This is a genomic window from Gramella sp. Hel_I_59, assembly GCF_006714895.1.
Lineage (GTDB): Bacteria > Bacteroidota > Bacteroidia > Flavobacteriales > Flavobacteriaceae > Christiangramia.
The window spans coordinates 1-20,654 of sequence record NZ_VFME01000001.1 but is presented as its reverse complement, the minus strand read 5'-3'; the positions used below and the strand labels follow the sequence as shown (position 1 = coordinate 20,654).

The following is a 20,654-nucleotide window of genomic DNA, read 5'->3' as shown; positions in this document are numbered from 1 at the left end:
TTTAAGCATCTAAACCTTGAAATCTTTTAAATGAGGCTACGGTAAGACCGTCGGTTAGCGAAGCAATGTATGAACATATAGCGATCAATTTATCATAAATCGAATCTTCTTCATTCAAATAACTTAACTGTGGAACAGATTTTTTGACCAGCTTCGTGAAGTTGGAATCTTCATTTTCAGTATCGGCAAGGAAAGCCTGAGTATAAATATCCAGCAAATAAGAAAGCATTTTAAAGCCGGCAATTTCCTTCCCGATCACCTCTTCGCTTTGATAGATTTTTTCCACACTTATCTTAATAATATCCCGAATTTGAGCTTCGTACTTGCTTTTATCGAATAAAGCTTCATGAAATTCACCTTCCAGAATGGCATCTTCATTCTTTAAAAAGATCTCTGCGGCTTCTGTAATTAGCGTGTTGATAGCTAAAGCACGCAAATACGCCAGCCTGTCTGAAGTAGTTTGAAGTTCATGATATTTGGAAGTATTGATACTATCCTTTACGAGTTTGATGAGGTATTCCAAAGCATAATCTTCATCGATAAGTCCAAGATTAATTCCGTCTTCAAAATCAATGATCGTATAACAAATATCATCTGCGGCCTCAACCAGAAAGGCCAGAGGATGCCGGGCATATCCAATGTGTTTGCCTTCGCGCGTGATTTTCAATCCCAGTTCTTCAGCGATATCCTCAAAAGTTTCTTTTTCACTCTGGAAAAATCCAAACTTTTTATCTTCGATCCTGGAACTTGGTTTATGCGGAAGGGATTCCTTGGGGTATTTTGTGAATGCTCCTAAAGTAGCGTAGGACAATCGCAGGCCACCGCTAATTCCTGGTCTGTTTTCTGTAAGTATTCTGAAACCATTCGCATTTCCTTCAAATTTCACCAGATCCTGATATTCAGCTTCTGAAAGAGATTCTTTAAACCTTTTACCGTTTCCATGGCTGAAGTATTCTCCAATTGCTTTCTCTCCGGAATGTCCAAAAGGTGGATTTCCAATATCATGGGCAAGAGCTGCCGCTGCGACAATAGCCCCAAAATCATTCATCTGGTAACCTGAAGAATCCCTCAGATGTGGATGTTTCTGTAATAATTTCTGACCCGTTAATCTTCCCAGCGACCTTCCAACAACTGAAACTTCGAGGCTGTGCGTTAGCCTGGTATGCACAAAATCTGTCTTGGAAAGTGGAATTACCTGTGTTTTGTCCTGCAGGCTTCTAAATGCTGAAGAAAATATGATACGATCATAATCTACTTCAAAACCTAAACGTGTTTCATTTTGCTCAATACGCAGTCGTTTGTTCTTGTCTCCGAAACGTTTAAGTGATAAAAGTTGATCCCAGGTCATGATTTTCCAGTTGTTGAGGTTCAAAAATATAAAAAAGGGAAGCAATAACTGCCTCCCTTCCCGCATTCAAATTTGAATTAGCCAAAATTCTTTAAGATCCGCACATCAGGCAGTCGTCACCTTCAGCTTCTTTGGATTGTGCAATGAGTGCTTTAAGTTCTTCCGGAGACAGCGCTCCTTCCGCTTCTGTTTTGTCTGAAACTACAGGCTGTGCATTCTCCTGAAGTTTTTCAGCAGCTCGCATAGGAGCTTCCGAAGTAACCGCAACCGGTTCCTGCTTTTTCTCTTTTTCGAGTGTAAACTTAATAGCGTCTACCGCCGATTTCGTTCTCAGGTAATACATTCCTGTTTTAAGTCCGCTTTTCCAGGCGTAGAAATGCATGGAAGTCAGTTTGCTGTAATTCGCGTTTTCCATGAATAGATTTAACGATTGAGACTGATCAATAAAATAACCACGATGCCTGGACATATCGATAATATCCTTCATGCTCATTTCCCAGACCGTTTTATAAAGTTCTTTAAGGTCCTGCGGAATCACATCGATATCCTGAACAGAACCGTTGTTTCTCATGATAGCATTTTTCACATCTTCTGTCCAAAGATCTCTTGAAACAAGGTCCTCTAGTAAATGCTTGTTCACCACGATAAACTCTCCAGAGAGTACTCTTCTTGTATAAATATTGGAGGTATAAGGTTCAAAAGCTTCGTTATTTCCTAATATTTGGGAAGTGGAAGCAGTTGGCATTGGTGCGAGCAATAAGGAGTTTCGAACTCCATTTTCCTCGATCTGCTTTCTAAGTTTACCCCAATCCCAGCGACCGCTTAGTTCTTCATCTTTAATCCCCCACATATTAAACTGGAATTCTCCCTGGCTAATTGGCGAACCTTCGTACGTAGAGTATGGACCTTCAATTTTTGCAAGTTCCATAGATGCCGTAACCGCAGCGAAATAAAGAGTTTCGAAGATCTCCTGGTTCAGTTTTTTTGCTTCGTCACTCGTAAATGGCAATCGTAGTTTAATAAATGTATCGGCAAGTCCCTGAACTCCCAGGCCAACCGGGCGATGACGCATATTGGAATTTTCAGCTTCCTTAACCGGGTAGTAATTCCTGTCGATCACCTTATTTAGGTTCTTGATCACTCTCTTCGTGATCTTGAAAAGTTCCTTGTGATCAAATTCATTGTTCTTAATGAACATAGGCAAGGCGATAGAGGCAAGGTTGCATACGGCGACTTCATCCTTGCTGGTATATTCAATAATTTCTGTACAAAGATTAGAAGAACGAATCGTTCCTAAGTTCTTTTGATTAGATTTTCTATTAGCGGCATCCTTATAGAGCATGTATGGAGTTCCAGTTTCTATTTGAGACTCCATGATTTTTTCCCACAACTCTCTTGCTTTAATAGTTCTTCGGCCTTTTCCTTCAGCTTCATATTTTTCGTAAAGCGCTTCAAAATTATCTCCGTAAGTATCGAAAAGACCAGGACATTCATGCGGACACATAAGCGTCCAGCTGCCATTTTCCTGTACCCTTTTCATAAATAGATCTGGGATCCACATAGCGTAAAAGAGGTCACGCGCACGCATTTCTTCTTTTCCGTGGTTCTTTTTAAGGTCCAGAAAATCGAAAATATCAGCATGCCATGGTTCCACGTACATCGCAAATGAACCTTTTCTTTTTCCACCTCCCTGATCCACATATCTGGCGGTATCATTAAATACCCTAAGCATCGGCACAATTCCATTGGAAGTACCATTAGTTCCTGAAATATAAGACCCAGTCGCTCTCACATTGTGGATAGATAGGCCTATACCTCCAGCAGATTGAGAGATCTTTGCAGTCTGCTTCAGCGTGTCGTAAATGCCATCAATGCTGTCGTCTATCATACTAAGTAGAAAACAGGAAGACATTTGGGGTTTTGGTGTTCCGCTGTTAAAAAGTGTTGGGGTAGCATGGGTAAAGAACTTTTTAGACATAAGTTCATAGGTCTCAATGGCGCTATCAAGATCATCAGGATGAATCCCAATTGAAACACGCATCAACATATGCTGAGGTCTTTCCACGATCTTACCGTCCAGTTTTAAAAGATAGGATCTTTCCAAAGTTTTAAAGCCGAAATAGTCATAATTGAAATCCCGGTTGTAAATAATGGTGGAATCTAGTTTCTCTTTGTTTTCCAGGATCACCTCATATACTTCTTCTGAAAGTAAGGCTGCCTTTTCATTGGTACGCGGATTCACATACTCATACAGATCTGTCATCACTTCAGAAAAACTTTTTTTCGTGTTCTTATGAAGATTCGAAACCGAGATCCTGGCAGCGAGTTTCGCATAATCTGGATGAGAAGTGGTCATCGTCGCGGCAATTTCAGCAGCGAGATTATCGAGTTCACTGGTAGAAACATTATCGTATAGACCCTCGATCACACGCATAGCAACTTTTACAGGATCTACAAGTTCATTGAGACCGTAGCAAAGTTTCTTAACCCTGGCGGTGATCTTATCGAACATTACAGGTTCTTTATGGCCGTCTCTTTTTACAACATACATAAGCTGGAATTGTTTTTTGGGAGCTTAAGTCTGAACATAGGCATCCCTGCCCGGTTTTGTAACCGGATTAATAATTTTAGATTTTAAATGGTATTCTTAGAAAAGCTCAACAAGCGCTGCATTGGGGGGCGCAGCGCAGTTGGACTTTAGAAATCGGCATCAAAGCTGATTTCATCTGATTCTTTATCCTTATTCATCACTCCTGCCTTCTGATATTCGCTCACTCTTTTCTCGAAAAAGTTCGTTTTTCCCTGCAGGTTAATCATGTCCATAAAATCGAATGGATTCGTAACATTAAATTCTTTCTCACATTCCAGTTCTACCAGAAGTCGGTCGGTTACAAATTCAAGATACTGGGTCATTAATTTCGCATTCATCCCAATCAGGCTCACTGGAAGTGATTCAGTTACAAATTCACGTTCAATATTAAGAGCATCGATAATGATCTTGCGTATTTTTTCCTTCGGAACCTTATTTACAAGGTGATTATTATGCAGATGTACCGCAAAATCACAATGCATTCCTTCATCCCTGGAGATCAATTCATTGGAGAACGTAAGTCCGGGCATGAGTCCGCGTTTCTTTAACCAGAATATAGAGCAGAAGGCTCCGCTAAAAAAAATACCTTCTACCGCAGCAAAAGCGATCAGTCTTTCAGCAAACGAATCTGATTCGATCCAGTTTAGTGCCCAGTCTGCCTTTTTCTTGATAGCCGGGAAAACTTCGATAGCTGTAAAAAGCTGATTCTTTTCCTTTTCATCTTTAACGTAGGTATCAATTAAAAGCGAATAGGTTTCAGAATGAATGTTTTCCATCATGATTTGGAAACCGTAGAAAAACTTAGCTTCCGAGTATTGTACTTCGTTCACGAAATTTTCAGCAAGGTTTTCATTTACAATACCATCTGAAGCAGCGAAGAAGGCGAGGATATGTTTTATAAAGTAACGCTCGTCGGCGTTCAATTTATTGGACCAGTCGGTAAGATCCTGGTGAAGATCAATTTCTTCCGCAGTCCAGAAGCAAGCTTCCATTTTTTTATACCAGTCCCAAATGTCATTATGTTTGATCGGAAAGATCACAAATCGATCTTTGTTTTCCTGTAAAATTGGTTCTATTTGAGACATAAATGGGAGGTTTTAAGTATATCGGTGATTTTTGTTCTTTCGTTCTCTAACAAAGATTTAAAAATCAGCCATATAAAAGGGGAAATAGGGTGGAACCTTTTCAACAAAGTTTTCAACAGTGAAAAGTGCTATTATTCTTAGATAATTGTTAAAATAACGAACTAAAACATTGGTATACAGAAAACTATAATGTGTTAATGGTTATTTAAGAAAACCATCAGTATAGAGCGTTTTTGGGGGCTTTGTTTAATGGTTTTGATCTGTAGAAAATGGTTGTAAATTCATCTTATTCAAGGTAAGAACAAGTCATCAAGATCAATTTTTGAAAAAGATTGGGCGTAAAAGATTAAACAAAATAGAGAATTATTAACAGCACAGATAAATTTCAGAAACGCTAAAAAGGGGAATCCGGTGATCTATTTTTTCTGAATCTCGTCTGCGATAACAGTTAATTCCTGATACCATTCTTCGCCAAATTTTCTAACCAGAGCCTCTTTAACAAATTTGTAAATGGGCACCTGTAGTTCTGCTCCGAGACTGCAGGCATCATCACAAATTTCCCAGCGATGATAATTCACTGCGGAAAATGAAGTGTATTCCTGGATTCTAACCGGGTATAAATGACAGCTTACAGGTTTTTTCCAGTCAATATCGCCCTGGTTATAAGCTTCTTCAATTCCGCAGAGTGCTGTACCCTTTTCATCAAAGGTTACGTAAGCGCAATCTGCATCATTGATTAGCGGAGTTTCAATTTCCCCGTTTTCGCGGGTGATATAAACACCCTGGCGTTCGATGGCTTCTATACCTTCAGGACGAAGATATTGCTTCACTTTAGGGTAAATCCTTTCCATGATCTCACGTTCTTCTGGCTCTACCGGAGCACCGGCTTCACCATCTATACAGCATGCGCCTTTGCATGCAGAAAGATTACACAAAAAATCATTCTTGATGATCTCCTCAGAAACTAAAGTCTTACCTAATTGAAACATGCTGCAAAGATAAATCTATCCTTTTATAGACCTAAAGAAATGGCCTCCAAAATTTATAGAAAATTAATAATCTCATCGATTGTCAATCAGAAATCTTGAATTACTTTTGCCGCTTATTTTTAAAGATTTAGACTATGTTTAAAGTATTGGACTTCAAGCAAATATTCACCGCTGGGATGATTCTTTTTGCGGTAATAGATATCGTAGGAAGTATTCCTATCATTATAGATCTGCGTAAAAAAGTAGGTCACATACAGAGTGAAAAAGCATCGATCGTAGCCGGTTGTCTTATGGTAGTCTTTCTCTTCCTGGGAAAAGAGATCCTGAATTTGATTGGAATTGATGTGAACTCATTTGCTGTGGCCGGTTCCTTTATCTTATTTTTCCTGGCTTTGGAAATGATCCTGGGAATTAGTCTTTATAAAGACGATGCTCCGGAATCTGCGTCTATAGTACCTTTGGCATTCCCATTGGTTGCAGGAGCGGGAACGATGACTACTCTGGTTTCTTTGCAGGCAGAATATGAAACAATAAATATCATTGTCGCTATCATATTCAATATTATATTTGTATACCTGGTTCTTAAATCTTCCGGACGTATCGAGAAGATTCTTGGATCTCAGGGTATTAATGTAATTAGAAAAGTTTTTGGAGTGATCTTACTTGCTATCGCCGTGAAGCTTTTCGCCGCAAATATTCAGAATTTATTCTAATGAAGTATTTTATTTATTTCATCATTTTCCTAGCTGTTGTTTTTATTGGAGTGAGCGTAAGTTCACTTGATCTCAATGCTCTTCTTGAAGGTGATAGTGCAAATGCGCTTATCGTTATTCTTGCAAGTCTTTGTGTGATCATTTTGATGTCGATCCTTCTGGTTTCCAGAACGATTTCACGAAAACATGGGTAATTTCCATTATGATGTATTAATTGTTGGAGCTGGAGTAGCAGGTATTTCCTGTGCACTCGTGCTTGGTTCTGCTCTCGAGAAGCCTTACGCTTTAAATCGAAAAGTAGGTATTTTGTTACATCACAGGAACTCTCACCTAAACTCGGCTTTGCTCAATAATGCCTTCGGAATAGCTCCCGGAACCAATGGTAAGGTGCTCCTTGAGAAAAGTATTCTGCATTTAGAAAAACTTTATCCAGATGTAGAACTTATTCCGAAGGAGAAAGCGAAAGAAATTTTGTCTTTATCTGAAGGATTCCAGTTAACTACAAACAAGAATGTGTATACTTCAGAAAGACTTGTTATCGCTACTGGTTACACAAGTCCAATGCGAATTAAAGGTTTGGAGGAGTATGTGATTCCGCATAAAAAAGCAAAAGCAGAGAAAGAACGAATCCAGTTACAGAATGTTGATCATTTGGTAACCAAGGGACTCTATGTAGCTGGAACTTTAGCAGGTTGGCGTAGTCAATATTCAATTGCTGCGGGCAGTGGTGCAGCAGTTGCAACTGATATTCTAACTGAGTGGAATAACGGTGAGCATAGCAAAATCCATGATAAGCTAGCGTAGAAAGAACAGGATCAAACTTATTGGAAGTGTAATTGCGGCAAGGATCATAAGCCCGTGATGCAGATTCCTAAAGATAAGTGCGGTTTTGAGTTTGCTCTTAAAGCGTTCATCCTCATTATGTTTCATGGCGTCACGCATCAATCCCCTGGAAACATTGGAATGATTCACAAGAATATCTTTTTGTAGAAATAAGGAAGTACTGTTATCTAATAGTCGGAAAGTTACTGCAAGTATAAATAGCAGTAACGGGGTAAGCGGCCAGATCGCTGAAAGGTATTCCAGGAATTCATTCATGAGCGTCCTAAAATATTATTTTTCCATCGACAACTGGATTATTTTCTCGATTAATCGATCATCTTCATTTAAATACCGTTCAAATACATTAGTGCCAAATAGTTGCTGTGCAATTTCAGCCTTTAAATATTTCTTCAAAATAGGCTTACGCTCTTCACTAACATTTCCTAAACCAATGTTTTGATATTTTAAATAGCGATTAAAATCATAAATCATCTTATCTGTGATTTCGATCTTCTCGCGGTAATTTTTCCTGGTAATATTGTTGTAAAATGTCCGGTCCTTTTCCAGAAGATCAAATATAAATCGGCTCATATAACCACCTCTTAGGAGTAAGGTGAGTTTTTCCTTTTCCAGGTTCGTATCCTTGGGAACAAAAATATCCGGGATGATTCCGCCGCCGCCATATACGACTTTTCCACCGGGAGTGATATAACGAAGACTGTCATTGGTAACGATAGAATCCCTGCTGCTTAATTCCCCATTTTCATATCTTTCCATATAATCATTGAAGTAGGACTCATTGCCATTATCATATGGTTTCTGAATAGATCTTCCCGTAGGAGTATAATATCTCGCTATGGTAAGTATTACAGCGCTACCGTCACCCAGTTCCATTTCGCGTTGTACCAAACCTTTTCCATAGGAGCGACGCCCAACGATAGTTCCTACATCATTATCCTGTAAAGCTCCGGCTACCACTTCACTGGCGGAAGCGGAATTTTCATTAATAAGGACGAAAACTTTCCCGTTTTCAAATTCACCTTCCCTCTGAGCAAAGGTTTCTTCGATAGAGCCACTTTTATTTTTAGTGAACAGAATTAGTTTGTCGTCCTTGATAAATTCGTCGGCTATATTGATGGCTTCAGAAAGGTATCCTCCAGGGTTGTCTCTTAGATCTAATGCAATTTGTGTAGCGCCACTGGCTTTTAGTTCCTGTATGGCTTCACTAAATTCTTCATAAGTAGTTTCAGAAAAACGATCGATCTTTATATAACCAAGCTCTTTGGTAAGCATATAACTGGCATCGACGCTTTTTATGGGGACAACACCTCTTCTTACATTGAATGTAAGCAACTCGTCGCTTCCCTTCCGAAGAACTTTTAGAGCAACTTTTGAGTTTTCCTTTCCCTTTAGTTGTGCGATGACGGAGTCCTCTGTCACATCACTTTTGAAAAGAGCTTTCCCGTTAGCATATAATATCCGGTCTCCGCCGCGAATCCCGATCTTTGCACTGGGTCCCCCTTCGAGAGCCTGTATGACAACGATTGTATCATTCACCTGGTAAAAGCTTACGCCAATTCCAACGAAATCACCTTTCATGTTCTCGCTGACTTTCGCATACTCATCCTTCGGAATATATACCGAATGTGGATCTAGGTTTTCAAGAATTTTGTTGACAGTAATATCTACGATGCTATCTGTGTTTACATCATCAACATACTCATAATCTATATAATCGATAAGCCGATTTAACTTCTGCTTTTTTGGGTTGGCAGAGAATAATTCATCGCCGGTATCGAAGTTAAGTCTTGCGCCCAGGATCAATCCCGCGGCACAGGCGATACTTAAAAGTAAAGGGGTATATATTTTATTTCTTCTCTTCAATTTTCTTCCAGTTCAGTGATCTGCTCCAGCTCCACGCCAGCTTTCCGAAGAAAGTCCAGCCCGGCATTATCTTTATAATCAATTTGATAAACCAGGCGTTTAATCCCGGATTGATGAATAAGCTTACTACAATCCTTGCAAGGTGACATCGTAATGTATAAAGTGGCATCTTTACAACTCTGCGTGGAACCAGCTACCTTTAAAATCGCGTTTGCTTCAGCGTGCAGGACATACCATTTTGTGTAGCCTTCATCATCTTCACAGAAGTTTTCAAATCCACTTGGGGTACCATTGTATCCATCAGAAATGATCATTCTGTCTTTAACTATTAACGCGCCAACCTGTTTTCTATTACAATGTGATAATTTGCTCCATTCCCGGGCGATACGAAGATATGCCCGATCAAATTTGAGTTGTTTTTGCTGATTCATAGGTATTCACTAGCTCTTTGCAATGCATTATTAATTACCTGCAAATTAAAAGATTATTGCGAAACTTTATGATTCGTAGTGTTTAAATCTACAATGCGAGATAGGTTTCCTGCAGAATTGGTAAAATGACTCCAATCACGATAGAAGCAGTAACTATGATCCAGTCCCTTTTAGAGACCTTTAATAGATTCTGACAAACAAATCCAATGATCATCACGGCCAGCACTACGAGTATCTGTGCAGCTTCGATCCCGAGAGCGAACTCCACCAGAGGCCAGAACTTATTGCTGGTCCCGGAAGCGATCATTTTAAAATAGGAAGAAAAACCAAGTCCGTGAACGAGTCCGAAAAAAGCAGTTGTAAAATAGAGAAGGTTGTAATTTGTATTCCGAACTTTTTTACCGGCAGTGGCAATATCGAAAATCGCAGTAGCGAGTATCGTAACTGGAATTAGAAACTCTACATAATTGGGATCTACTTTGAGGATCTTGTAAACCGAAAGAAACAATGCGAGAGTATGTCCAACAGTAAATAAAGTTACCAGGCCAAGTACTCTTTTCCAGGTCGTGAAACCATAAGAAGCTACCAGGACAACTAGAAAAAGAACGTGGTCATAAGCCTGCCAATCTAAAACATGATCTAAACCAAGCTCGAAATAAACCCAAAATTGTGACATAGTACGCTGTTATAGGGCATCGAAAGTACGACTAATTCATAAAATTGCAAAGATGAACCTAAGCCTTTCTGGAATGGTTCCAGGACTTGAAATATCATCCTTAGGTCTTAGCCGGCTTATGGTAGCTTCTTAATGATGACTTCTGAATGAGTCTATTGCAATATAATGTTCAGGCTTGAATATGAAGAAAGCTGTTCATCACCTCAGAAAATAGAAAACTCTGATTTGAATCTGAAATTCAGGAAGTGATGAAAAATAAAAAAGCCCTGTAAACAGGGCTCTAATCTTAGGAAGTAATATTCTTAGATTTGTGGAACTTCAGAAGTTGCTTCAGGCGTTACAGTAGTATCCATCGCAGTTTCAGAGCTCATCATTTCAGATGTAGTCTCAGAATCCTGATCTAGAGAAGCTTCAGCATCTACCGGAGTTGCTACCGGAGAGATAGGAGTTTCAGTAGAATCTTCTTTCTTGTCTGTACAAGAGATGGTTGCAACCATAAGAGCAAGTGCTAAAGCACCAAAAAATTGTTTTTTCATTTTATGTGATATAATTTAAAATCGGGCGAATGTATGTCAAAATTCAATTGCTTTTACATCGGTGATAAAAATTTTCTACATTTCACAAAACCCTAGTATTTAGTTAGTTAAGAGGTTGATAAAACTGATTGAGTTTTAAAACGAATGTATAGATGTGTTTCTCTACATTTTCTGCAATTTATAAGTTGCGGTTACATTTTTTTTATATTTTTGCCGTCCACAAGCTCGAGTGGCGGAATTGGTAGACGCGCTGGATTCAAAATCCAGTTTTTTCGGAAGTGCGGGTTCGATTCCCGCCTCGAGTACTAGACTTTGAAAACCCCTGCAAACACAGGGGTTTTTTAGTTTTTTTCGCTGCCATTTTCATTATGAAAAAAAGCGATCCAATAAAAGTCGTACACAGAAACGATCACAGTAGCTTAGAAATATTCGTGGCAAAGAAACGATACTCTAAACCAAAATTGTTTACACCCAAAGTAGATGGAAAACCTTCTGTAGCTCCTGGGCAGTACTGGTATGTCTACTTCTGGTGGCGTAAAAATCCTGAAGGTCCTTTCGATTACCAACCTAGATTTAAGAGAAATCTGAACTACCTCAAAACCGTCAAAGAACGGAAAGCTGCAGGGAATTTAATGGCAGAACAATATCACGAAGCTTTAAAGAAAGGCTGGAACCCGGAAACCAAAAGCATTTCAGGTAGTAGTAGGCGAAAGAAAATTGTTTCATTAAAAGATGCTCTACAATATGCCTTCGACATTAAGAAGAAGGGAAAGAGCCAGCCCACCGTGGACGGCTATAAGTTTCACCTGGACCGGTTTAATGAGTGGAGCTCTACAAACGGAATTTCGGGAATGGATGTAAAGCAATTTGGGATCGATCATTTTTATGAGTTTTGGGACTGGCTGCGTTTTGAGTATATCAAAGATGATAAGCAGCCGTTAAGCGGTACTTCTATTAACAACCATAAACGTTCGCTTTCTGCACTTTTCAGCACTATGAAAAATGAGCGGCTCATTAATGATAACTTCATTATTGGGATTCCGCTGGAAGATGAGGATCCGCAAAACAATAAAGCGTTTACTCCGGAAGAATTAGTGAAAGTGATCAAGACGCTGTCCAGCGACGATCCCTATATGATCCCCATTGTACAGCTCATATTTTATGCATTACTGCGGCCAAGGGAAGTTTTACGACTGCGCATCCAAGATCTTAATACTGAAGACTGGTTGCTGGAAGTAAAAACTAAAACTGAAAGCAGGTCCAGAAGAAGAATTATTGAAAAGATTAAACCTGCGATACAGGCTCTGGATATTAAGGGGAAGCCTGGACATTACCATGTATTCACTTATTGGAATGAGCCGGGCGTCTGGGAACCGAAAAAGCTGAAGACCAAAGTAGACACGATGGGGCGTAGGTTTTCTGAAGTGAAAAACAAACTAGGTTTCGGGAGGGAGTACGGTTTGTACAGCATCAGGCATACCGCTATCATGGATCTTTACCAGAGCTATTTAAATGACGGATTAGCCGAGCATGAAATCTATCCGAAATTAATGGGGCATACTGGCCACCGTTCTATTGAAGGGGTGAAAAAATACCTCAGGCAATATAGTTATGCGTTACCTCCAGATCATTCTGACGTTTACTCAATAGATATTTAAATTAGGAAGGATGGAGAAATCATATATAGGCACCCGGTTTAACCGAAGCATTGTAAAGAAACTGGAAATTCCTGAAGGAACCGAAGATCAAATAAAGAAAGCTTTTGAACTGCGTTTTTTGAAGTATCCGGAAGATCTGGAAGATTGTGTTATTTTGGAAAACCAGGATAAACTTACCAGAAGCATCCAATGGAACTACAACGGACCTTATGATCAAGGGGAGAGTGTAGGCTATTTCTATGATCATAATACAAAGTTTAAAACCAATGAGCACTGGAGTAAAAGGATGCAGGATATTCATGCAAAGCCCAGTTAATTAACTTATAGGTTAATTTTTTATATTTGGGTATGGAAGCATTCATGCAATTTAAAAATACCGATATCTGCCTGGACTTTACGTGTTCATGTGGTGAAGCGAATCACTATGATGGTTATTTTGCCTATGAAATTGCCTGCGGAAACTGTAAAAAAATTTACAAGCTTTCAGATAAAATTGAGGTAACAGCATTGAGTCCTGAAGATTCTCAGTTATCTGGTGGTGCTATGGAACCCATTAAATTAGATGAAGAGCAAGTGGTGGCAGAACCCGGAAAAGTTGTAAGTTATCCAGCATTCAAAAATGATATCGTAATTTTTGATCATGATGAGATTACCAAGGGCTGTATAGCTGGAGAGGGAAAGCCTGAAATTATAGAACCTAGCAAAGCGCCAGGTGATTGGATGAAGGTTCGGGATGAACTGGATAGTTTTCTAAAAAACTCCCCAGGTGTTTTTCCTAAGACCCTAACTGCGCCACAGTTTTTAGATGAATGCCTTCAAAAGTTCCCCGGCAAAGAAGAAAAATTCAAAGCTATTTTACCAGAAATCGCCAGGTATTATTTCCCGAAGGGAACGACTTCGTATAAAGGGATCACTTTGGAATTTTCTGAAAAAATTGGCGGTGATCAATATTATTTTACTCAAAAGAATTAACTATGAAATACAATTTTCAATTAAACATAGATTTTCATGAAGAAATTCCACGAGAAGAAAAAATAAAAGAATTTGCATCACGAAAATTAGCTGAAGCATTTTATCCTAAATTAGAATTACGTAATATAGAATCCACCATTGTGGGTGATGATTTGATTTTACTTGATGCTCCAAAATTTAGAGCAGAATGTTCTATCCATGCTTTCGATAATAAAGAAATGTGGGAAATATGCTCTCAATTAAAACATATTAAATCTGCATTAGTTGGTACTGACAAGAGAGATATAATACCATTGTTAGAATCAGTCATCTTAAAACTAGATAGCTAATTATGGCGAAATTTAAATATGATGACGGCATCACATTAAATCTTCCTGAAGGTGTTCTTCCTGCTAAGAAGGAATCTTTTTCTCATGTTCTTTTATTTCAAGATGGCAAATTGATCAACCAATACTTTATAAAACAAGACCCTGATTAAGTTCAGGATGACGATAAAAGGTAAATTTACCTCTATAGACTTTACAGGCGTTAATCTGCAAGTCTGGAAGGAAAGTGAATATTCGCGATAAGTAGCTTTCCTTCAACGGCAGAATTAATTATATACTAATAACTCACAGAAGCAACTTCAAGCTCAGTTTCAAAAAGGGAAAGGCTATTTTCTGAATAATCAATCGCTTTTACCAGGTAGAGCTGCCCGTCTACCATGATCTTTTTATATTTCGATATCTGGTATAATTCGGTTTTAGAGAAGGGTCCTTTCAAGGTGATATTTGCGGCGTTCAGCTTAAAAAATATCCATCGCTTGTGGAAGCTTTCAAAGATTCCTCCTTCTCCAGGTATACTTAAATTGGTACCTTCAAAACTAATTACGGTACCAGGATGAAAGGCGGGATCGTAAAGTACTAATCCTACACCATCTCTATCTTCGATCTCCTGTGACATTTCAGAAGTTCGAACCCGCCATGGAATATATTTAAATGCGGTTTCGATCTTTTGAGTGTTCTCATCATTTTCTACATCCTCATGGTTAGCCTGGAATTTTCCCAGGTCTGTATTATTTGCATACTTCAGGAAATAACTTTCAGCTTCTATATTTTTAGGTTGGGCTATATAAAGACTTTTAAATATAGGCACCACTTTCCCGTGTTTTAAATAATCTTCTTCATTGAAATTAATGGCTATACTTTTCTCAATATCATCAATATCAATCTTTAGGTTGAACAGTGTTGCAAATTTATTCAGGTAATCTGCTACATTCCAATCTGGAATATACCGGCTGAAATCTACGGTGGGATGCATGTCATAGAAATCGAGTTCACTAAGATCCTGGTACCAGCCTATTTCAAATTCGGCAGGAATGAATTTATCAAAGCTGTGGTATATGAAGGTATATGTTGGGAACGGCTGATCTTGTTCAGGTTCTTCTACGTTAAAATTTAAAGTTCCTTCTAAGGTGCCACCATAAAGTCGAGAATCATTTGCAATTAAAAACCCAGCCTGTTCTATTTGTACTCCATGAAAGTTATTTCCCTGGATAAACATATCGTAGCGCAATACATGCTCACCGGCATTTACAGGTGTAAATTCTATTTTCTTCACATAGGTTCTGTAGGGAATACCATCTACCACTCCATTTACGAAGTCCTGCTCCCAGGGAACTGAAGTAATGTCCAGTGGCTCACCTGGTGGCTTCCTAGGAATTTTCACCATATTGTCATTCTCTGGAACCATTAGCAACCTTTTGAAGAATGGATGAAACGGAACCGAACCGGTGAGTTTATATCCTAGCGAATCGAAAGCGTATTCTATAGGAGCAAGCCAAAATACATGCGGAGCAATGACATTGTTATTGTGTACGGTAAAATACTTGGAGTTTGAAACAAGGTAATTCTTCGTTAAGCCTTCGAGGTCCCGCCCGTTAATTTGACCACGATAGAAAAAATGTGGATCATCACTTTTGAGATCTGTACCGAATTTATTCTGATACCTAATTTCTGGAAGTTGCCATTTTACTTCAGGATAAATTTTTCTAGATATGAATTCTGCATGATTGACCCAGGCTTGCTGATGTCCATATTCCTGGGAAGCTTCTGATTTATAATTTTCTGGGAATGGTGAACCAATCACACTAAATTTCGGAAAGAAAGAAGCAATCGGTTTATCCATGATCTCATTCACTTCAGAGCCAAACTTTAAATCACACTTCCTGAATCCATTCAATTTCTCCAGTTGTGTAATTACAGCGTTTTGACGAATCGCTCCTATTACCACCAATGATCTAAAATATTTTCGTTTCCCTGCAGAATGAATTTCGAACTCACCCATCGCTTTAAGCGTGTTGCTATTCTCTATAATTCTTAAAGGCCTGGTATTATGCTTCACCTTAATTTCTCCGGAAAAGGAACTGTTTTCTTCGCGAATTTTTGCGTCTTCACGAACGTGATCTAATTCTACTCCGTTGGTAATAATTCTGAATGACTTCATTTATGCTCCTGAGAATTTTTCGGTTACTTTGAATTGGTTGGGATCGATAATTTGAGGGTCTACAGCATCGATAATTTCTACTTCTACCGAAACTTCAGAAAATGCACCATTTACAATCTGGCACGGTAGTAAGTATTCACCATTCCCATCCAGGTCTATAGTAATATCCTCAGAACCCGTATATTTTATGGCTTCATCTGGCAACCCATATTTATACAATACGTATCTGGCACCTCCAAAAACTATCATGTACATGAGTACCGTGAATTTAAATGTTATCTGTCCGCCGGGCTGCCCTCCTGTAAATTTAAAATCAACCTGTTCACTTTGTGATTGTTCGGGATAGTTGATTTTCTCCACTTTTACCTGGAAAGAACTTGTATTGACATTTACCGTTTTGCTACTGGATAAACCGTTTACGTTGTCTGTCGCTGTAATTTTAACCTGGTACGTAGTATCTGCCTGGGCATTGCTTAAACTCAGCGTTGGGTCTTCCAGGCTGGAATCATTAAAAGTTATTGGCGCACCTCCCAAAACTTCCCAAAGTATTGTAGCTGTGTGACCTTCAGCTACATTTACTGTCGCGTCTATCTGCCCGGTACCATTATTAGAATTGTCCAGGGCAATGTATTTGATCGTGTTTACTACAATTTCTGGAGGGAGATCTGTATCTGGAATATCATTTACGTTATAGTTAATGGTAGCCGTATTACTCAATATTACTTCTGTTCCCATTTTAAAATCGATCTCGTCGAGTGGAAGCCCATCTTTTCTCTGGTCTGGTTCGTAGATAAACTTCACAAAATCTGATAGCGGAATACTATATGGCAAAATATCCGGATTATTCGCCACTAGATCTGATAGTTCTTTAATGCCGGCACCGTCTACAAAACTTATTTTTCCATTTACCGGTACTTCCCTAATTTGCAGGACAGTTGCCGGTTGAATAGCGGTGTAGGCCGTTAAAAACGCTGCCTTGCTAATTTCTATAGATTCGTTCTCGTCGCCTGTAGCTACAATATCTATTATTTCCGGTACCATCGCATACGTATTCCTGTTGGTGAAACTTGGAATATTTACCCTGTCGAACCTTAAAGCGTCTCCATATACATATTGGTTGTCTACCTGGTGAATTACTTTCTTGGTGGTACTCTCCACGCGTTCCCAGCTATTTTCCAGTTGCATTCTTACATCTGTGCTCGTGGCGATCGCATGAATTAGTGCTGTTACCGATTTATAGCCATAGCCAGAATACAACTCCAGTTCTTTGGTATCTTCTACATCATACGTTACCCTGGTACCATCTTTTTGCATATACGATTTTGGAGACAGTGTAGAGATATCTTCCTTGCGACCAAACAGGCATGCTGAAAGGTAAAAACCATAATTATTAAGATAGAAGATAGTTTTTGGAGGGTATAATGACTTATCTGTAAATACCAGTTTCTTCTGGATGGCACCTGCAGAAGTACTGAATCTTACGTATATAAATTCCAGACCTGCGATGTTTATATCTTGAAAATTGATTTCGTACTGCGTGAGCTGTAGCGGGAAGTTTTCCAGGGCTTCGGTATAAATTTCTTCATTGAGTTCATTGCGTACAGAAACCGTTAATAGCTCATTGGTGCGCAGGTATAAGGGAAAAATAAAACCGGTATTTCTATCTACGCTAATATTTTCCTGCGGAAGCCCAAGAAACTGAAGTTCCAATTCATCATTAAACTGTACCGGTCTGTGATTTTTCAAAATATAGAATAGCGGTAGTTCAAGACTAGCGACTGGAACCAAAGCTCCTATCTGGTACTCTTCTGCCACTACCTGGACTTTCTTGAATAGACCTTCTTTAGAATGGAATCCAGTGGTATAGGTACACTCGGTATCATTCATAAAATAAGAATGGTACAGATGTTTTAAATTGAATTCGCAAAAACCATTTTCATCTTTACTCCAACCTTGTTCCAGGAACGGCTCTGCTGCATCGTTTATAAAGACTTTTACGCGCACAAAATAATCTGGATCCTGTCGCGCTTGCAATAATATCTCGGTATCATTCCCATCTGCAATGACCCTGTTTTTATCTGGAGACTGTAATAATTCTATCATGAGGTAATTTTACCGTTGTTTTTACTGCTATCTATTTCACCTTTAAGCTCTGCATCTTTTTCAGCTTCATCATATCCCCAATTTACACGGGCATCTATAGGTTCATCCAGCCTTAGCATTAGTTTGAGCAGCATGGCTTTTAGTTCTGGATCTGAAGTTGGCATTTGCTGCCCCATACCGGCGGCTGCAGGATTTTTGTACATTCCACCTTCAAAACCTTTTACTCGCTGCCTGGTATATAAGATCTCATTAATAAGACGTGGATCCAGTTGACGGAATACAGCATTATCTATGATCATCTCGGTACCGTTTTCACCCGTTAGATAATCATTATCCCGGAAGTAAGTTGGTTCGTTTACAATTCTGGTACCGGCATTTCCCATGTTCCTCGCACGGAAACGTTTACCATCTGTCCTGGTTACATCCATGTAGTCTGGATATTTTCCTTTTTCAAATCCAGTAACACCTTTTAGGGTAGTCATTCCAACTTCTGCCAGCTGTAATCCTGTATTTAATTTTACAGAAGCAACATTGGTAAGCATATTTTGAAGGGAAACCATCCAGGTTGGGTTAGGTAAAATTGTTCCAGGAATTACTGCTGGAACTGCAGCGTGGTTAGCCTTAGCGATAGCAATACCTTTTGCTCCGTTATTTATAATTTCGCTAATTGCCAATCCTTTTTCTAAAAGAAATAAAGCCTTGTAGACACCAGATTTTTGACCGGCAAAACTCATTAACATTTGTAAACCTGCCCGCTGTGCATCAGATTTTGCACGTTCTAGCGTCTCTGTTGCTCGAGCAGATTCCCTGGCAAAATGTTGTTCCCTTTTTAGCTGGGCAGCTTTATTCTGTTCATCTTCTTTCGCTCTAATGGCATCATATCTCGCTTCAATCTCTGCTATTTCGGCTTCTTGCTTTTCTTTCAGTATTTTTTTGAGCTCATTCTTTTGAGTTTCCTCGAGTTCCAGACGCTCTATTTCTGCTTCCAGCTTCGCCTCTTCTTCCTCAAATTTCTGTTCAGCTGCTAAAAGATCTTTTTCTTTATCACTTTCTGCATTACTCAGAGCAATCTCATCTTTTAAGGCTTTCTTTCTCGCTTCAAATGCAGCGATTCTCTCCAGTTCTTTTTCTTCATCTTTGTTTTTTGCTTCATCAATCTTAATCTGGTTCTCTTCCTGTATCTGCTTTAAAATTCCTGACTAGCACCTGCATTCTTAGCTTCCTGAATCTGGCGGTCTCTTTCCAGGATTGCCATTGCCTCATTAGATTTTGCTAACCTATTTTCTCTTTCCCTGTAAAAATCATCTTCAAGTTTTCGAAGATCTTCTGCACGTTTTTCAGCGGCTTTTTTAGCAGCTTCTAATTCGGCCTGGTATTCATCTCCGCTATCTGAATTTCCCGAAACTCCAGATCCATTTTTTTGGCGTTCCTGTTCTTCTTTTTGTTGCTGCTCTGCAAGTTTTCTTCTACGTCTTTCAATTTCGTCGAATCGTGCCCCAATTTTATCCCAGTCTGCATCTTCGCCTGAAAATGCTGTTTTAGTATATTGAACTGTCTGAAAGAAAAATTTTCTTATTGCCGTATCTGCATCTAACAAGCCGTTAAGTAATCCATCTACACCATTGAAAAAGCTGGTTTTAAACTTTATCCAGCTTACTTCGATCTCATTAGTAAATGCAATGTATTTATCAGATTTTAGCGCTCTATCCTGAGCTTCTTCAAGTTCTCTGTTGGCATCGGCAACATTCTTAATTTGTTGTTCTAGTGGTGTTAAAGCCTTTGTTTGTTCTTCATAAGATTTGTTGACTGCCTGGAATATCTTAAGAGCTCCCCCAGCGTCCTCTCCTGCCCCGCGAAAAATATCAGCGGAAAGTTGAGCGTTTTGCTGGACATTAATATTCGTGCGAACAGATTCCTCAGAGATCGCTTTTAAAGCATCCTTGGTAGTCATTTCACCAGAGCGAACTTTTTCTAAAATCTCATCTGTAAACGGAGCTCCAAAGGCATTTAACTAATGAATCTCTTGTAGACTTGGTTTGCTCCTTTAAACTGAGATCTGCTTCTTTAAGTGCGTCAGGAAGTTTGTCCTGGTAGATCCCCAGATCAAAACCGGTATTAACGATATTAATAAATTCTTCAGCACTATACCCAGCCTGAGCGAAAAAGGTTGAATATTCTCGAATGCTATCAAAATACTCATCATTAGCAGCACCGCCTTTAATAAGACCCGCTTCAATTTTGTCCATAGCCTCAGAAAATTCTATTTCAAACTCTTTTGAAATGCTTTAGCTGATTTTAAGGTCTCTTTAAAATCTGTTCCAAAAGTTTCTTCTAAAGCTTTTGCATGAGTTCGAGCTTTATCT

Annotated in this window: 22 protein-coding genes and 1 tRNA gene; 9 read left to right on the top strand and 14 right to left on the bottom strand. The window is 39.1% G+C overall.

What is annotated here, in order from left to right; translation table 11 throughout:
• Position 1: 1 nt before the first annotated feature.
• The 4 genes from JM79_RS00110 to JM79_RS00095 all read right to left on the bottom strand — a co-directional run bounded on the left by JM79_RS00110 (position 2) and on the right by JM79_RS00095 (position 6,012).
• A complete protein-coding gene (locus JM79_RS00110; RefSeq protein WP_141876222.1) occupies positions 2 to 1,348 on the bottom strand; it encodes a deoxyguanosinetriphosphate triphosphohydrolase in 1,347 nt (448 codons plus the stop codon).
• 91 nt (positions 1,349 to 1,439) lie between these two features.
• On the bottom strand, positions 1,440 to 3,899 hold the full coding sequence (locus tag JM79_RS00105) for a ribonucleoside-diphosphate reductase subunit alpha (protein ID WP_141876221.1): 2,460 nt from the start codon (positions 3,897 to 3,899) through the stop codon (positions 1,440 to 1,442).
• A 146-nt stretch (positions 3,900 to 4,045) separates the two neighbouring features.
• On the bottom strand, positions 4,046 to 5,023 hold the full coding sequence (locus tag JM79_RS00100) for a ribonucleotide-diphosphate reductase subunit beta (protein ID WP_141876220.1): 978 nt from the start codon (positions 5,021 to 5,023) through the stop codon (positions 4,046 to 4,048).
• Between the two features lie 416 nt (positions 5,024 to 5,439).
• Complete coding sequence (locus JM79_RS00095; RefSeq protein ID WP_141876219.1) at positions 5,440 to 6,012, bottom strand: DUF3109 family protein; 573 nt, start codon at positions 6,010 to 6,012, stop codon at positions 5,440 to 5,442.
• Positions 6,013 to 6,146: 134 nt separating this feature from the next.
• On the opposite strand from JM79_RS00095, the gene JM79_RS00090 reads away from it, so the two are divergent.
• From JM79_RS00090 to JM79_RS00080, 3 genes are read left to right on the top strand one after another with little or no spacing between them, the layout of a single operon-like run.
• Positions 6,147 to 6,725 carry a MarC family protein gene (locus JM79_RS00090; RefSeq protein ID WP_141876218.1) on the top strand — a complete coding sequence of 193 codons (579 nt, stop codon included), beginning with the start codon at positions 6,147 to 6,149 and terminating at the stop codon, positions 6,723 to 6,725.
• Complete coding sequence (locus tag JM79_RS00085; protein ID WP_141876217.1) at positions 6,725 to 6,919, top strand: hypothetical protein; 195 nt, start codon at positions 6,725 to 6,727, stop codon at positions 6,917 to 6,919. Before JM79_RS00090 ends, JM79_RS00085 begins: the two co-directional genes overlap by 1 nt.
• A complete protein-coding gene (locus tag JM79_RS00080; protein ID WP_141876216.1) occupies positions 6,912 to 7,529 on the top strand; it encodes an FAD-dependent oxidoreductase in 618 nt (205 codons plus the stop codon). Before JM79_RS00085 ends, JM79_RS00080 begins: the two co-directional genes overlap by 8 nt.
• Here the strand turns inward: JM79_RS00080 and JM79_RS00075 are convergent.
• From JM79_RS00075 to JM79_RS00055, 5 genes are all read right to left on the bottom strand, one after another.
• Positions 7,521 to 7,823 (bottom strand): hypothetical protein, encoded by a 303-nt coding sequence (locus tag JM79_RS00075; RefSeq protein WP_141876215.1) that lies wholly within the window; start codon positions 7,821 to 7,823, stop codon positions 7,521 to 7,523. The genes JM79_RS00080 and JM79_RS00075 overlap by 9 nt on opposite strands.
• A 15-nt stretch (positions 7,824 to 7,838) precedes the next feature.
• Positions 7,839 to 9,431, bottom strand: coding sequence for a S41 family peptidase (locus JM79_RS00070; RefSeq protein ID WP_141876214.1), 1,593 nt, complete (start codon positions 9,429 to 9,431; stop codon positions 7,839 to 7,841).
• Positions 9,428 to 9,862 carry a dCMP deaminase family protein gene (locus tag JM79_RS00065; protein ID WP_141876213.1) on the bottom strand — a complete coding sequence of 145 codons (435 nt, stop codon included), beginning with the start codon at positions 9,860 to 9,862 and terminating at the stop codon, positions 9,428 to 9,430. Before JM79_RS00065 ends, JM79_RS00070 begins: the two co-directional genes overlap by 4 nt.
• An 88-nt stretch (positions 9,863 to 9,950) precedes the next feature.
• Positions 9,951 to 10,538 (bottom strand): HupE/UreJ family protein, encoded by a 588-nt coding sequence (locus JM79_RS00060; RefSeq protein ID WP_141876212.1) that lies wholly within the window; start codon positions 10,536 to 10,538, stop codon positions 9,951 to 9,953.
• A gap of 302 nt (positions 10,539 to 10,840) precedes the next feature.
• Entirely contained in the window at positions 10,841 to 11,074 is a 234-nt protein-coding gene (locus JM79_RS00055; protein ID WP_141876211.1) for a hypothetical protein, read from the bottom strand.
• 223 nt (positions 11,075 to 11,297) lie between these two features.
• Between JM79_RS00055 and JM79_RS00050 the strand changes: the two genes are divergently transcribed.
• The 6 genes from JM79_RS00050 (at position 11,298) to JM79_RS16080 (ending at position 14,182) form a co-directional block, all read left to right on the top strand.
• Positions 11,298 to 11,379, top strand: a tRNA-Leu gene (locus JM79_RS00050).
• 63 nt (positions 11,380 to 11,442) lie between these two features.
• Entirely contained in the window at positions 11,443 to 12,732 is a 1,290-nt protein-coding gene (locus tag JM79_RS00045) for a site-specific integrase (protein WP_141876210.1), read from the top strand.
• A 10-nt stretch (positions 12,733 to 12,742) separates the two neighbouring features.
• Positions 12,743 to 13,048, top strand: coding sequence for a hypothetical protein (locus JM79_RS00040; RefSeq protein WP_141876209.1), 306 nt, complete (start codon positions 12,743 to 12,745; stop codon positions 13,046 to 13,048).
• A 32-nt stretch (positions 13,049 to 13,080) separates the two neighbouring features.
• Positions 13,081 to 13,704, top strand: a complete 624-nt coding sequence (locus JM79_RS00035; protein ID WP_141876207.1) for a hypothetical protein — start codon at positions 13,081 to 13,083, stop codon at positions 13,702 to 13,704.
• A 2-nt stretch (positions 13,705 to 13,706) separates the two neighbouring features.
• Positions 13,707 to 14,033: a hypothetical protein gene (locus tag JM79_RS00030; protein ID WP_141876206.1), complete on the top strand. Its 327-nt coding sequence runs from the start codon at positions 13,707 to 13,709 to the stop codon at positions 14,031 to 14,033.
• A 2-nt stretch (positions 14,034 to 14,035) separates the two neighbouring features.
• Complete coding sequence (locus tag JM79_RS16080) at positions 14,036 to 14,182, top strand: hypothetical protein (protein WP_185739436.1); 147 nt, start codon at positions 14,036 to 14,038, stop codon at positions 14,180 to 14,182.
• A 125-nt stretch (positions 14,183 to 14,307) separates the two neighbouring features.
• On the opposite strand, the gene JM79_RS00025 is transcribed toward JM79_RS16080, so the two are convergent.
• The 5 genes from JM79_RS00025 to JM79_RS00005 form a co-directional block, all read right to left on the bottom strand.
• A complete protein-coding gene (locus tag JM79_RS00025; protein WP_141876205.1) occupies positions 14,308 to 16,188 on the bottom strand; it encodes a hypothetical protein in 1,881 nt (626 codons plus the stop codon).
• Entirely contained in the window at positions 16,189 to 18,291 is a 2,103-nt protein-coding gene (locus JM79_RS00020; RefSeq protein WP_141876204.1) for a hypothetical protein, read from the bottom strand.
• Positions 18,288 to 19,025, bottom strand: a complete 738-nt coding sequence (locus JM79_RS00015) for a hypothetical protein (protein WP_141876203.1) — start codon at positions 19,023 to 19,025, stop codon at positions 18,288 to 18,290. The genes JM79_RS00020 and JM79_RS00015 overlap by 4 nt, the downstream gene beginning before the upstream one ends.
• A 452-nt stretch (positions 19,026 to 19,477) precedes the next feature.
• Positions 19,478 to 20,242: a hypothetical protein gene (locus tag JM79_RS00010; RefSeq protein WP_141876202.1), complete on the bottom strand. Its 765-nt coding sequence runs from the start codon at positions 20,240 to 20,242 to the stop codon at positions 19,478 to 19,480.
• A gap of 28 nt (positions 20,243 to 20,270) precedes the next feature.
• On the bottom strand, positions 20,271 to 20,537 hold the full coding sequence (locus JM79_RS00005) for a phage tail tape measure protein (RefSeq protein ID WP_141876200.1): 267 nt from the start codon (positions 20,535 to 20,537) through the stop codon (positions 20,271 to 20,273).
• Positions 20,538 to 20,654: the final 117 nt, after the last annotated feature.